Origin of the sequence: Curtobacterium sp. Leaf183, assembly GCF_001424385.1 — a bacterium.
Classification (GTDB): Bacteria; Actinomycetota; Actinomycetes; order Actinomycetales; family Microbacteriaceae; genus Curtobacterium.
This window is the reverse complement of the sequence record NZ_LMPO01000006.1, coordinates 139,823-152,723: the sequence shown is the minus strand read 5'-3', so window position 1 is coordinate 152,723 and position 12,901 is coordinate 139,823. Positions and strand designations below refer to the sequence as shown.

At 71.6% G+C, this 12,901-nt stretch carries 12 protein-coding genes and 1 tRNA gene; 6 read left to right on the top strand and 7 right to left on the bottom strand.

Features of this window, described 5'->3' with window-relative positions; translation table 11 throughout:
• Positions 1-2: 2 nt before the first annotated feature.
• The gene (locus ASG04_RS04245) at positions 3-458 is read left to right on the top strand and encodes a MaoC/PaaZ C-terminal domain-containing protein (RefSeq protein ID WP_056120810.1); all 456 of its coding nucleotides are present in this window, start codon (positions 3-5) and stop codon (positions 456-458) included.
• A 71-nt stretch (positions 459-529) separates the two neighbouring features.
• On the top strand, positions 530-2,398 hold the full coding sequence (locus ASG04_RS04240; protein WP_056120809.1) for a glycoside hydrolase family 2: 1,869 nt from the start codon (positions 530-532) through the stop codon (positions 2,396-2,398).
• 69 nt (positions 2,399-2,467) lie between these two features.
• Here ASG04_RS04240 and ASG04_RS04235 read toward each other — a convergent pair whose 3' ends face one another.
• Entirely contained in the window at positions 2,468-3,319 is an 852-nt protein-coding gene (locus ASG04_RS04235; protein ID WP_056120807.1) for an alpha/beta fold hydrolase, read from the bottom strand.
• Positions 3,320-3,441: 122 nt separating this feature from the next.
• Here ASG04_RS04235 and ASG04_RS04230 point away from each other — a divergent pair, with 122 nt between their 5' ends.
• Positions 3,442-4,668, top strand: coding sequence for a hypothetical protein (locus ASG04_RS04230; protein WP_200938400.1), 1,227 nt, complete (start codon positions 3,442-3,444; stop codon positions 4,666-4,668).
• Between the two features lie 199 nt (positions 4,669-4,867).
• On the opposite strand, the gene ASG04_RS04225 is transcribed toward ASG04_RS04230, so the two are convergent.
• From ASG04_RS04225 to galU, 6 genes are all read right to left on the bottom strand, one after another.
• Positions 4,868-5,911, bottom strand: a complete 1,044-nt coding sequence (locus ASG04_RS04225; RefSeq protein ID WP_056120805.1) for an amidase domain-containing protein — start codon at positions 5,909-5,911, stop codon at positions 4,868-4,870.
• A gap of 259 nt (positions 5,912-6,170) precedes the next feature.
• Positions 6,171-8,042: a hypothetical protein gene (locus tag ASG04_RS04220; protein ID WP_056120803.1), complete on the bottom strand. Its 1,872-nt coding sequence runs from the start codon at positions 8,040-8,042 to the stop codon at positions 6,171-6,173.
• A 192-nt stretch (positions 8,043-8,234) separates the two neighbouring features.
• Positions 8,235-8,310: transfer RNA gene (locus ASG04_RS04215), tRNA-Ala, on the bottom strand.
• A gap of 51 nt (positions 8,311-8,361) precedes the next feature.
• Positions 8,362-9,486, bottom strand: coding sequence for a hypothetical protein (locus tag ASG04_RS04210; RefSeq protein WP_056120800.1), 1,125 nt, complete (start codon positions 9,484-9,486; stop codon positions 8,362-8,364).
• A 106-nt stretch (positions 9,487-9,592) separates the two neighbouring features.
• Complete coding sequence (locus ASG04_RS04205) at positions 9,593-10,252, bottom strand: GNAT family N-acetyltransferase (protein ID WP_056120799.1); 660 nt, start codon at positions 10,250-10,252, stop codon at positions 9,593-9,595.
• An 88-nt stretch (positions 10,253-10,340) separates the two neighbouring features.
• The gene (galU, locus tag ASG04_RS04200) at positions 10,341-11,231 is read right to left on the bottom strand and encodes a UTP--glucose-1-phosphate uridylyltransferase GalU (protein WP_056120797.1); all 891 of its coding nucleotides are present in this window, start codon (positions 11,229-11,231) and stop codon (positions 10,341-10,343) included.
• Positions 11,232-11,352: 121 nt separating this feature from the next.
• Between galU and ASG04_RS04195 the strand changes: the two genes are divergently transcribed.
• The 3 genes from ASG04_RS04195 (at position 11,353) to mscL (ending at position 12,855) form a co-directional block, all read left to right on the top strand.
• Complete coding sequence (locus ASG04_RS04195; RefSeq protein ID WP_056120796.1) at positions 11,353-11,937, top strand: 5-formyltetrahydrofolate cyclo-ligase; 585 nt, start codon at positions 11,353-11,355, stop codon at positions 11,935-11,937.
• Between the two features lies 1 nt (position 11,938).
• On the top strand, positions 11,939-12,280 hold the full coding sequence (locus ASG04_RS04190) for an FmdB family zinc ribbon protein (RefSeq protein WP_056120795.1): 342 nt from the start codon (positions 11,939-11,941) through the stop codon (positions 12,278-12,280).
• Positions 12,281-12,354: 74 nt separating this feature from the next.
• Positions 12,355-12,855 carry a large conductance mechanosensitive channel protein MscL gene (gene mscL / locus ASG04_RS04185; protein WP_056120793.1) on the top strand — a complete coding sequence of 167 codons (501 nt, stop codon included), beginning with the start codon at positions 12,355-12,357 and terminating at the stop codon, positions 12,853-12,855.
• The last annotated feature ends 46 nt before the right edge of the window (positions 12,856-12,901 follow it).

Sequence of the window (12,901 nt, the reverse complement as noted above, 5' to 3'; positions counted from 1 at the left end):
AGGTGCCGCACTACCTCGAGGACCTCGCCGCCGGACAGACCTTCACGACCCCGGGTCGCACGATCACCGAGGCAGACGTCGTGTCGTTCGCGTCGTGGACGAACGACAACAACCAGGTCCACACCGACGTGGAGTTCGCCGCGAGGACCCGGTACGGCCAGCGGATCGTGCACGGCATGCTCGGCGCCTCGCTCTGCGTCGGCCTGATCGCCCGCACCGGGGTGTTCGAGGGATCAGCGGTGGCCCTGCTCGGCATCGACGGCTGGCGCTTCACCGCCCCGGTCTTCATCGGGGACACCGTCACCTGCACCGTCGAGATCCTGTCCACCCGGCTGACCAGCTCGGGCACCACCGGGATCGTCGAGCGGACGGTCACGCTCCGCAACCAGCACGACGAGGTCGTCCAGCAGGGTCGCATGGACGTCATGGTGCTGACCCGCGCTGCCGCGATCGCCTGACAGCAGCACGTCTCCCCACGAATCGTCACGAGCCCCTTTACAACGATGTACCGGCTTGTCACGATGGAGCCATGAGCACGCTCGCCGGCACCGTCGCCGCCCCCAACAGCACCCCTGACCCGAGCCTCCCCCTCGCCAGCCAGCAGGACGGCTCGTACCCCCGCCCCCAGATGCTGCGCACGCACTGGGCCGACCTGGACGGCACGTGGTCGTTCCGGAACGACGGCGACGACCCCGCCTGGCGCGCGGGCTTCCCCGACCCGCGGGACATCGTCGTGCCGTTCCCGCCCGAGTCCGTCGCCTCCGGCATCGACGAACCCGGGTTCCACCCCGTCGTGTGGTACTCGCGAAGCCTCACCCGCGCTGACCTCGACGCTGCGGGCTTCGGCGAGCGCGCACCGCGACTCGTCCTGCACTTCGGCGCCGTCGACCACCGGGCCACGGTCTGGATCGACGGCGCGCTCATCGGCACGCACGAGGGCGGCCACACCCCGTTCTCGTTCGACGTGACCGAGGCACTGGCCCCTGGTGCAACGGGCGACGACGTCGCCCACACCCTGGTGGTCCGCGCCGAGGACGACCCGCACGACCTGACCCAGCCGCGCGGCAAGCAGGACTGGCACGAGGAACCGCACGCGATCTGGTACCGCCGCACCACCGGCATCTGGCAGACGGTGTGGCTCGAGGCCGTGCCGCCCGTGTCCGTCGGGTACCTGCGGTGGACGAACCTCGACCAGGCCACCGTGCGCCTGACGGTCCGCCTGACCGGCACCAGGGCTGGCGGCGAGCGCCTGCGCGTCGAGGCTCACTGGCACGAGCGCGATGAGCACCTGGCCACGGTCGAGTCGACGATCGGCGACACCGCGACCGAGTTCGACGTGGTCGTGCCGATCTCGCGCCAGGCGAACGGCCAGGCGCAGGACGAGCTGTTCTGGACGCCGGACACCCCACGGCTGGTGGACGCCACCGTCACGCTCGTCGATCGTGACGGCAGCCGGGTCGACGCGGTGTCGTCGTACTTCGGCGTCCGGACCGTGGGCGTCGACGGACCCACCTTCCTGCTGAACGGACGTCCGCAGCACGTGCGGAGCGTCCTGAACCAGGGCTACTGGCCGGACTCGCACCTGGCAGCACCCTCCCGTGCCGCGCTGCGGCGGGAGGTCGAGCTCATCAAGGAACTCGGCTTCAACGCCGCCCGTAACCACCAGAAGATCGAGGACCCACGGTTCCTCTACTGGGCGGACCGACTCGGACTGATGGTGTGGGGCGAGGTCGCCGGCGCCTACGAGTTCTCCCCGCGCGCGGTGCACCGGCTCATGGCCGAGTGGATGGACGCGGTCGAGCGCGACGCCTCGCACCCGTCGATCGTCACCTGGGTGCCCGTCAACGAGAGCTGGGGCGTGCAGGAGATCCGGACGAACGCGGCGCAGCAGGCCTACGCCCGCGCGCTCGCCGACGTCACGCGCGCGCTCGACCCGACCCGCCCGGTGGTGTCGAACGACGGATGGGAGCACCCGTCGTCGGACATCATCACGATCCACGACTACGAGGGCGACGGCGAGCGCCTCGCGAAGACCTACGCGGACGACGCCGCACGCACCGCCCTGGTCGGAGGGATCGGTCCGGCCGACCGCCGGGTGCTCGTCGGCGGGGCGGTCGACCGCGGCCAACCCGTCATGCTCACCGAGTTCGGCGGAGTGAACTACCAGCCCGGCACGCAGCGCGAGGACGGCTGGGGGTACACCTCGGCGTCGGACGGCGACGACTGGGTCCAGCGCATCACCGCGCTCTACGACGCGATCCGGGCGAGCTCGTTCCTGGTCGGGTCCTGCTACACGCAGCTGACCGACACCATGCAGGAGACGAACGGCCTGCTGAACGCGGACCGCTCCCCCAAGGTCCCGATCGAGCAGATCCGGCGCGCGGTCACCGGTCACTGACCGGGAGGCACGGCACATGCCAGCGGCGCACGTCCCGTCCGGGACGTGCGCCGCTGGTCAACGCGGTGGTCAGGACGCCAGGAAGCGCAGGACCGCCTGGTTCCACTCGTCGCGGTGCGACGCCAGGACACCATGCGGACCGCCCTCGATGACGTGGGTCTGGGCGTTCGGGATCGCCGCCGCGGTCCGCTTGCCGGAGACCTCGAACGGCACGATCCCGTCCGCGTCGCCGTGGATGACGAGCGTCGGGACGTCGACCTTGGTCAGGTCGTCCCGGAAGTCGGTCGTCGCGAAGGCCGCGGTGCAGTCGAGGGTGCCCTTCGGCGAGGCCATCTCGGCGATCGCCAGGTCGTAGGCGCGCTGGTCGTCACTGACGAGCGGCTTGTGCGTGAGCGACGGCTTGCCACCGGCGGTGTAGAACATGTCGACGAACTCGCGCAGGAACGCGGGCCGGTCGCCCGTGATGCCGTTCGAGAACCAGTCGGCCAGGTCCTGGTCGACGCCGCCCTCGGGGTTGTCGTCCGACTTCCACAGGTACGGCGGCACGGCGCTGGCGAACACGAGCTTCGCGACCTTCGCGGTGCCGTAGGTCGAGACGTAGCGGGCGAGTTCACCGCCACCCATCGAGAACCCGATGAGCGTGAGGTTCATCAGCCCGAGCTGGTCGATGAGGGCGTCGAGGTCGGCGGCGAAGGTGTCGTAGTCGTACCCGTCCCAAGGCTGCGACGACTGGCCGAAGCCGCGGCGGTCGTAGGCGATGACACGGTGGCCGGCTTCGACGAGTGCCGGGACCTGGCCCTCCCACGAACGACCGGAGAGCGGCCATCCGTGGATCAGGACGACGGGGTCACCCGAGCCGAAGTCGTCGTAGTGCAGGTCGATGTCGTGCCCGTTCTCGGAGCCGACGGTGATGAACGGCATGCGTTCCTCCTGTGCTGGTGGTTGTTCCAGGGACGCCCTCCACCGAACTCGCCCAACCTGGGGGCGGCCGCTGGCGGTGTTCGCAGAGCGGACACGCGCCGTGGTCTGGGAGGATCGGGCGGGTGACCAGCGTGGCGGAGCCGACCCGGGCCTCCCGGACCGGGATGCGACTGCGCGCCCTGCTGCACGGTCGACACAGCGGGTGGACGGCCCCGCTCGTCGTCTGGGCGGCCTCACGCGTGGTGAGCACCGTGTTGCTCGCCACGATGTACCTGGTCGCGACGGCGAACGGGTGGCACTTCGCCTCGCACCGCGAGAACGCGTCGTTCCTGACGTTCTCGGGCTCGTGGGACGCGTCGGCGTACCGGACCATCGCCGAGCACGGCTACCCGACGACCCTGCCGACCGACGCGGCCGGGCACGTCCTGCCCAACGCGTGGGCCTTCCTGCCGGTGTTCCCCGCGGTGGTCCGTGCGCTCATGACGCTCACGGGCGGTTCGTTCTGGGCCGTCGGCGTCGCCGTGGCGACCCTCGCGGGAGCCGGTGCGTGCGTGGTGCTGTACCGGTTGGTCCTCGCCGTGGGGTGCTCGCACCGCGCCCGGTGGGCCACCGCGCTGTTCGCGTTCGCGCCGACCGGGTTCCTGCTGCAGGTCGCCTACGCCGAGTCGATGCTGCTGCTCCTGGTGTTCGGCGGGCTGCTCGCCCTGGTGCGTCGGCGGTACGCCGTGGTCGGGGCGCTCGGCGTGGTCGCGGCGTTCACGAAGCCCGGGGTCCTCGCGCTCGCGGTCGCGGTCGCGGTGCACCTGGTCGTCCGGTGGGTCCGGGCGTCCCGCGGGCAGGAGCCGTTCCCCTGGCGCGACCGGGTGCCGGTCCTCGTCGTCGGCGCGGTCCTCGCGGCCGCGGGACTCGCATGGCCCGTGGTCGCGTCGGTCGTCACGGGTCGACCGGACGCCTACCTCGACACCGAGCTGTCCTGGTGGGTCGGGTACGTTGGGCGGCAGCACTTCGCGCCGCTGACCCCGTGGTTCGTGATGGCCGGCACGTGGCTCGGGCCGCTCGGCATCGGGCTCGTCGTCGTGGTGCTCGCGGCCGCGGTCTGGTTCTGGACCCGCAGGAGTGTCCGTGCCCTCGGGCCGGAGGTGCTCGGGTTCACTGCGGCGTACGGGCTCTACCTGGTGGCGGTGTTCCTGCCGCAGCAGAGCCTGCCGCGGTTGCTCATGCCCATTGCGCCGCTGCTCGGCTCGGATGCCTTCGTGCGGACGCGGCGGCGTGCCGTGACGTGGCTGCTCGTGGGCGTGGGACTGCAACCCGTCGCGATCGTGCTGCTCTGGTTCCTCGGGTACCCCTGAGCGAGGCGAGGCGGGGCGACGCGACGGCGCGTGCGGCGCGAGGCGCGTGCGGCGCGGATCGCTCCCGCACAACCGAATCCGGTCCGAACCGCGTGATCCCGTGGTTCGGACCGGGTTCGGTTGTGCGAAGCCACGTCGAACCACGGACCGCGGCGGGCACGGCACCGCGGGCACGGCACCGCGGGCAGCGCCCCGACCGCTACGCGTCGAACGTGTGGAACCAGGCGGTGCCGCCGGGGTGCTGCACCGTGATCATCTCGTCGAGGTCGCGGTAGGGGCCGTCCTGGTTGTGGCTCGCGGACTTGATGCGGATCGTGCCGTCGGGCTCGGTGAAGACCTCGGAGACGATGGTGGTGTGGTCCGGCGAGTCGTTGTGGTTCCAGTCGAAGAACACGATGTCGCCGACACGCACCTTGTCGCGTTCGTCGAGCGATCGCCGGGTCAGGCCGAAGGTCGCCGCGTTGCTGGCGAGCCACGGGTCCATCGCCGGGCAGTAGGTCCACGTCGCGGAGTGCGCGGCGCCACCCGAACGGCTGTACCAGTCGTCGCGCTGCTGCCACCCACGGGCGATGAGCGTCTGGCTGACGTAGTTCGCGCAGTCACCGCCGATCGGGTTCATGGTGCCGTACTCGGTGAGGTTGTAGTCCTTCCAGTACCGCATCGCGTACGCGAGCTGCCGGTCGACGTCGGTCACCGCCGCGTACGCCAGCGAGGTCGTCGCGAGTGCGTCTGCGGCGGAGGGCACGGACGGCGCGCCCGCGGTCGGCGCGGCGGACGCCGAGTCCTGCGTCGCGCCGCTCTGTCCGTCGTTGGCGGCACTGCCGTTGCCGTCCGAGCTCTGGTTCGCGGACGCGGTCGGCGTCAGCTCGGAGTCGAAGAGGGCCACGTCGGCGGAACCGGTCGTGTACATCGCCTGGTGCGGCGCGGTGAAGGTGACCTTCGTCGCCGACGCCCTGACGTCGCGCGCAGCGATGCCGCCCACGGTCACGCCACGCACGGCTGCGAGCGCGGTGCCGGTCACCGTGACCGTGACGCCGCCCGCGAGCGGGACCTGGGCCGGCTCGAGCGACGCGGCGCGGGCGGGTGTCGCGGCGGCGGACGCCGATGCGCTCGCGGAGCCCGCCCCCGCGCTGCGAGTCGGTTCGGACGGGTCGGAGGCCTTCGAACACGCGGCGGCCGCCAGCCCGACTCCGGCGACACCGGCGAGCGACAGCAGGGAACGGCGCGTGAAGGAAGCAGTCATGACGCTGCAAGGGTACGTGACCCCGTCCGACAGACCGGGACCGACGCCCCCGTCAGTTCCCGGTGACGAGCTGGCCGTGCACGACCGTGCGGTCGTCACCGTGACGGCACGCCGTGGTACCCGCAATGCCCGTTCCGCACCGGCACTCCCGCTGCCACCGGGTTCCTGACCACGTGCGCACCGACGGACGGGAGGCCCGTGGCGGTGCCGCCACGGGCCTCCCGTCCGTCAGCCGCGCACGCGGTCGGCCGACGGGCACTCAGGAACAGGACCAGTCGCGGTCCAGCTCGACGCTGCCGTAGGGCGTGACGTACTGGGTCATCCGCACCGGGCCGTCGACCAGCGGCGTGCCGCTGCACGCGGCCTGGGCCTGCGCCAGGGTGGCGTCGCCGACCGCGATCCAGCTCGGCAGCGGGCGGATCGGGCTGCTCGACGGGACCGTGCCCATGACCTGCCCGAACTGGTACCCGGTCGAGTAGAGCCCCAGGTCGCGGATGCCGGCCTTCGTGTACGCGGCGATCATGCCCTCGAGGGTCGCGCGGTTCTGCGTCACGTCGGACTGGTGCGAGAGACCCGTCTCGACGTCGAGCCACCACCGGTACTGCCCCGGCTGGGACAGCCCGGTGAAGCCGACGTTCGCGGTCGCGCGACCGTAGCCGTAGACGTACGAGCACGCGCGGGTGGTCCGCCCAGCGCCGCCCGCTGCCGGGGTGCACGCCCCGTACGGGCTGCCGGTGACGGTGGTGCCGAGGAACGTGTTCGACGTCGGCCAGGCCACACCGGGGGCGGCTCCGGGGTTCTGCACCAGCGCGTACAGCTGGGCGGCCGGCTGCGCGGTGCCGCCGGCGGATGCCGCTGCCCACCGGAGCTGCGACGCGAAGCACGGGTTCGCCTGGTTGCCGAGCTCGCCGTTCACCCCGACGATCCCGAACGACTGGTCGGTCGGCACCGTGCGACCGCACTGCGGCCACGAGACGTCGACGCCGGTCCCCGATCCGGACGACCCGTCGAGGAAGTACCCGACGACGTCGACGTAGACGGTCGCGGTGCCCGAGGACACCTTCGCCGAGACCTTCCCCGCCGAGGACAACGGCGCGATCAACGCGTTGCCGATGGTCTGCCCGGCCGAGTACGCCTGCGTCGGGACGCTGGAGGACAGTCCGGCACCGGTGACGCGGAGCAGACCGTTCGTGGTGCCGCCCCCGACCTTGGCGTTCACGACGGCGGCGACGGCGTTGCGCGGGATGCCCGCCGTGCCGATGAGGGTGATGTCCTTCGCGGTCGGGGTCGCGGCGACGGTCGCTGCCCGCACCGGGTCCGCCGGCACGAACACGGACCCCGAGTCGTCCGGCGCGTAGTAGCCGACGACGTCCGCGAGCACCGAGCCCGTCCCGCCCGACACCCGGGCCTGGACGGCGCCGTCGGACAGTGCCACCGTCGTGGTGTTGGCCACGGTGACCCCTGCTCGGTAGGTCAGGGTCGCGATCCCGGTGGTGTTGCCCGCCGGCGTGATCCGCAGCGTCCCGCTGGTCGTCGCCCGCGACACGTCGGTCTGCAGCACGACCGCGGTCGCGTCGGCCGGCACCCCGGCGGTGCCGGCGACGGGCACCCGGAGCGGGGTCGTGCCGACCGTGGCCGTGATGACGTTCGTCGGCGGGAGCGGCGTGTACGTCGACCCGCTCGCACTCGTGCCGTACCAGCCCGCGACGTCGAGGGCGACCTTGCCGGTGCCCGCCGACAGCCGGACCTGGGCCTGGCCGCCGACGAGGCCGACCGTGGTCGTGCCGGAGATCTGCTGCCCGGCGGAGAAGTTCTGCACCGACGGCCGTGCGCTGCTGCCGGCCGGGGCGACGCTGACGTACCCGTCGGCCGTCGGCGAGCTGACCGTCGCGGTGAGCACCACGGCGGTCGCCGAGGTCGGGATGCCGTTCGCACCGCCGAGCGGCACGGTGACCGGGGACGTGCCGACGGTCGCGTTGAACACGCGCGCCGGGGCGACCGGGGTGAAGCGCCCGACCGTGGAGGCGGTGGTGGTCGCCGCTCCGGCAGCGGTGCCGGGGCCGACGAGCGCGACACCGGCGACGACCGCGAGCACGGTGCCGAGGGTGGCGACGGTGGACCTGAGACGCATGCGGACCCCTTCGAGCGAGCACCCCCCGTCGGGTGCGTGGCGATTCTAGGGGCCGGTGTTGTCCGACGCACCACCTCGTCCGGGGGTGTCACCCCGGACACATGGAGCAGCCAGCGCGGACGCACGACGAAGGCCTGGGACGCACGAAGGCCCCGGGACGGTGTCCCGGGGCCTTCGTGCGGTGCTGTCACCTGGTGGAGCTAAGGGGATTCGAACCCCTGACCTTCTCATTGCGAACGAGACGCGCTACCAACTGCGCCATAGCCCCAAGTGCTCGACCACACTAGCACCAGGCCGAGGTCGAACCGAAATCGACGCCTCAGACCGCGCGGCGTCGCCGCATGATCGCGTCGAGGTCCGCCTGCTGGTAGTCGTCGTCCCCGATGACCCCCATGCCGGCCCACTTGCTCGGCGCCGCCGGAGCAGTGGGAGCCGCCGGTTCCGCGGGTGCCGCGGTGGTCGGCGCAGCCTCGGGCGCCGCGGTGGTCGGCGCAGCCTCTGGTGCGCGGAGCCCGAGCCGCTCGGCCAGCCGCCCCTGGTCGTGGGCGGACAGGGATGCGACCGCTTCTTCGACGTCGGGTCGCATCCGCGACACCGTCGCGAGTGACGGGTCCGACTCGCCCGCACGGATCGCCGCGGCCTCGGCCTCGGCTTCGGCCTTCGCGGCCGCGACCCGCTGCCGGAGTCGCGCCGCGAGCGCCGCCGAGGTCTCCGGCTCGGCAGCGGGAGTGGCGGGTCGCTCGACGTAGAGGGGCCTCGGCACGTGCGCCGGCGTCCACGTACGGGTCGCCGTCGTCGCCGGCGCCTGTTGGTCGGCGGACAACGGCGGTGCCGGGTCCGTCCAGGCGGTCGACGGACGGGAGGCCCGGTCCACCCGGGGTGCGGACGCTGCGGCACGCGCCTTCCGCGCCTGGGCGACCTGGTGCAGCTGGGCGAGGACCGCGGCGGACCCACCGGCGGCGACGATGCCGGCGACGGCGACGAGCCACGCGGACGGGACGGCGACGAGGACCACGAGGGCGACGACGAGCCCGGTGGCGCCGAGCGTCGTCGCTCCGAGCCGTGACCGACGCATGCGCATCGCGGTGAGTGCGGGGACCGAGGACACCTGCTCGAGCACGGGGGCCTGTTCGGCGAGACGGCGGGTGATCTCACGCTGCCGCGCGGCTTCGCGTGCCCGGACGAGCGCGGACCGCCTGGCCTCTTCCGACTTCGCGACGCGCTGCGCCTCGGCGAGGGACCTGGCGTTCATCTCGATGCGGACCTCGTCCGGCAGCTCGGCCGTCTGCGCGAGGATCCGGAGGGTCTGCTGGAGACGGATCGCGTTCCGCTCGGTGGCCAGGTACTGCCGTCGAGCTGCCCAGGCGGGCATCAGGTAGACGACCCAGAGCACCGCGGCGACGAGCAGGACGATGCCGCCGCCCCACGACCCGATACCTGCCATGGGGAGAGGCTAGGGGCGGGCCTTCCCGCCGCCCGTGATTGCGGGACGCGTGTTGCGCGTGTCGCGAGCGGATCGGCGGGACCGCACCGGGCCTCCCGGCATCCGCTCAGGCGCGCGGACCGGTGATGATCGGCATCGCGGCCTCGTCACGTGCCGCGAGCGGCACGCTCCCGACGCCGACCGGGACCTCGCCACGGACCCAGCGCTCGAGGACGCCCTCGCGCACCTCTTCCGCGACCAGGCCGAAGCAGAAGTGGTCGCGCCAGTCCCCGTTGATGTGGATGTAGCGGCGGCGCAGTCCCTCGTACCGGAAGCCGAGCTTCTCGACGACCCGCAGCGACGGGGCGTTCTCCGGCCGGATGCAGATCTCGATGCGGTGGATGCCGACCGACCGGAAGCAGTGGTCGGTGGCCAGGGCGACGGCGATCGGTGTGACGTTGTGTCCCGCGGCACCCTCGACGACCCAGTACCCGATCGAGGCGCTGGCGAGCGAGCCGTACGTCACGCCCGAGACGTTGAGCTGTCCGACGAACCGGCCGTCGAGCTCCATCGCGAACGGCAGTCCGAGTCCCGCGCGGGCGTTGGCCTGGAGCGCGCGGATGCTGCCGCGCACGTCGGTGGAGACCTGCCCGGACGGGTTGGTCGCCTCCCAGGTGCGGAGCCACGACCGGTTCGTCGCGAGGGCCGCGTCGAGGTCGCGGCTGTCGCGGAGCCGGAGGGGGCGGATGGTGACCCGTCCGTGGGACAGGGTCGGGATGGTCGTCATCGGGCGGTTCCTCCGGTGCCCCGGCGGTCACCGGGACGGGTGTCCCGTGCGGGCCGGCATGCACCGGACCCGCACAGGATGGGTCGACTCATTCGCCCGCGTTGAACTCCTTGAGCCAGGCCTTGAGGTCGGGGCCGAGGTCATCGCGGTCCGAGGCGAGCTGCACGATCGCCTTGATGTAGTCGAGTTTGTCACCGGTGTCGTACCGACGTCCACGGAACACGACGCCGTACACGCCGCCGGTCCACTCCTCGGCGCTCGCCATCTTCATGAGCGCGTCGGTGAGCTGGATCTCGCCGCCCTTGCCGGGCTCCTGCTTCTCGAGGACGTCGAAGACCTCGGGGCGGATGACGTACCGGCCGATGATGGCCAGGTTCGAGGGCGCCTCGCCCTGCGCCGGCTTCTCGACCAGACCGGTGATCTTCACCACGTCGTCGGTGTCGGTCGGCTCGACCGTGGCGATGCCGTACAGGTGGGTCTGCGACTCGGGGACCTCGAGCAGTGCGACGACGGTCGCGTTCTTCTCGCCCTGGACCTCGATCATGCGCTTGAGCAGCGGGTCGCGGGCGTCGATGATGTCGTCACCGAGCAGGACGGCGAAGGGCTCACGACCGACGTGCATCTTGGCGCGGAGCACGGCGTGGCCGAGGCCGAGCGGGTCGCCCTGGCGCACGTAGTGCATGTCGGCGAGGTCGGTGGACTGGTTGACCTTCTTCAGCTTCTCGTGGTCACCCTTCTTGCGGAGGGTCTCCTCGAGCTCCGACACGTGGTCGAAGTGGTTCTCGAGCGCGTTCTTGTTGCGCCCGGTGATCATCAGCACGTCGGTGAGACCGGCGTCGACTGCCTCTTCCACCACGTACTGGATGGCTGGCTTGTCGACGACGGGGAGCATCTCCTTCGGCATCGCCTTGGTCGCGGGGAGGAAGCGAGTGCCCAGACCTGCTGCTGGGATCACCGCCTTGGAAATCTGGAAGCCCATGTGCATGACCGTATCCGATGGGCCCCGCCAGGTCATGTCGCCGGAAGGGAGGACACCGGTCCGCGCGCGGCTTTGGCGGCTTCCCGCAGCGGGGCACCGGGCGATCGTTAGACTCCTGCGCATGATCCCCGATCTCGGCAACGAGAAGCGCGCGCTGCGGGCCGAGCTCCGGCAGCGGCGACGCACCCGGACCACCACGGAGCGTGACGCCGACACGGAGTCCCTCACCGCGACCCTGCAGCGCTTCGCTCAGGAACGCCAGGTGGAGTCGATCGCGCTGTACCTGTCGGCGTCGGACGAGCCGAACGTCCGGCCCTTCCTGAACTGGGCGTTCGAGCAGGGCATCCGCGTGCTGCTCCCCGTCACGCGCGAGGACGGCCTGCTCGACTGGGCGGTCGGTGACGGGTCGACCGAGAAGGAGGGCCTGTTCGGCATGCCCGAGGTCGTCGGCGAGGTGCTCTCCCCGATCGCGATCAACCACGTCGACGCGATCCTGACCCCGGCCGCGGCGGTGGGGCACGACGGCGTCCGGATGGGCTGGGGCCGCGGGTACTACGACAAGACCCTCGGGTCCATGGCGAAGCGCCCGCCCGTCTATGCTGTGATCTTCGACGCGGAGTACCTGGACCAGGTCCCGCGCGAACCCCACGACGAACCCGTTGACGGCATCATCACGCCGTCGCGCATCATCACGTTCCGGAGCTGACGTGCCCACCTACTCGTACCGCTGCACCGAGTGCGACACCGCGTTCGACATCAAGCAGTCGTTCTCCGACGCCACGCTCACCGAGTGCCCGACGTGCGGCGGCGTGCTGCGCAAGGTGTTCTCGCCGGTGGGCGTGACGTTCAACGGCGGCGGGTTCTACCGCACGGACTCGCGGGCGAAGCCGGCATCCGAGGGCTCGTCGGCCGGCGGTTCGTCGTCGGGCTCGTCGGGCGGTTCGTCCTCGGGCTCGTCCGGCTCGTCCTCGGGGTCGAAGTCGGAGTCCGGGGGCTCGTCCGCAGCCGCCAAGAGCGAGTCGAAGCCGAGCACGCCCAGCGCCTCCTGATCCTGGCGTCGCACCCCCGATAGGTTGAGTCCGTCGCCGACCGGCGGCCGTCCCGACCCGGAAGGAGACCCCGTATGAAGGGCTTCAAGGAGTTCCTGCTCCGCGGCAACGTGATCGACCTGGCCGTCGCCGTCGTCATCGGTGCTGCGTTCACCGCGATCGTCACCGCCATCGTGAGCTCGCTGATCAACCCCCTGATCGGCGCCGTGTTCAACGCCTCGAGCCTCGACAAGGCACTCGTGTGGGAGATCCCCACCGTCTCCGGCGGCAACGCGCAGATCCTGTTCGGCGCGATCATCGGCGCGGTGATCAACTTCGTGATCGTCGCGGCGGTCGTCTACTTCGCGCTCGTGCTGCCGGTGAACCACCTGAAGAAGGCCGCGTTCGAACGGGTCAAGAACGACCAGGAGCAGACGCCCCAGGACGTCCCGCCGACCGACGTCGAGGTGCTGCTCGAGATCCGCGACCTGCTCCGGTCGCAGAACGGCGTCGCGACGAGCACCGGCGGTGGCGCGCACGTCGCACCGTCCGACGCACCAGAGGGCCCGGGCATCGGCGGCACGACCAAGCTGTAGCGGCGGCTGGCGCCCACCCGGGCGCAGGGCACCGAGGAACGGACAC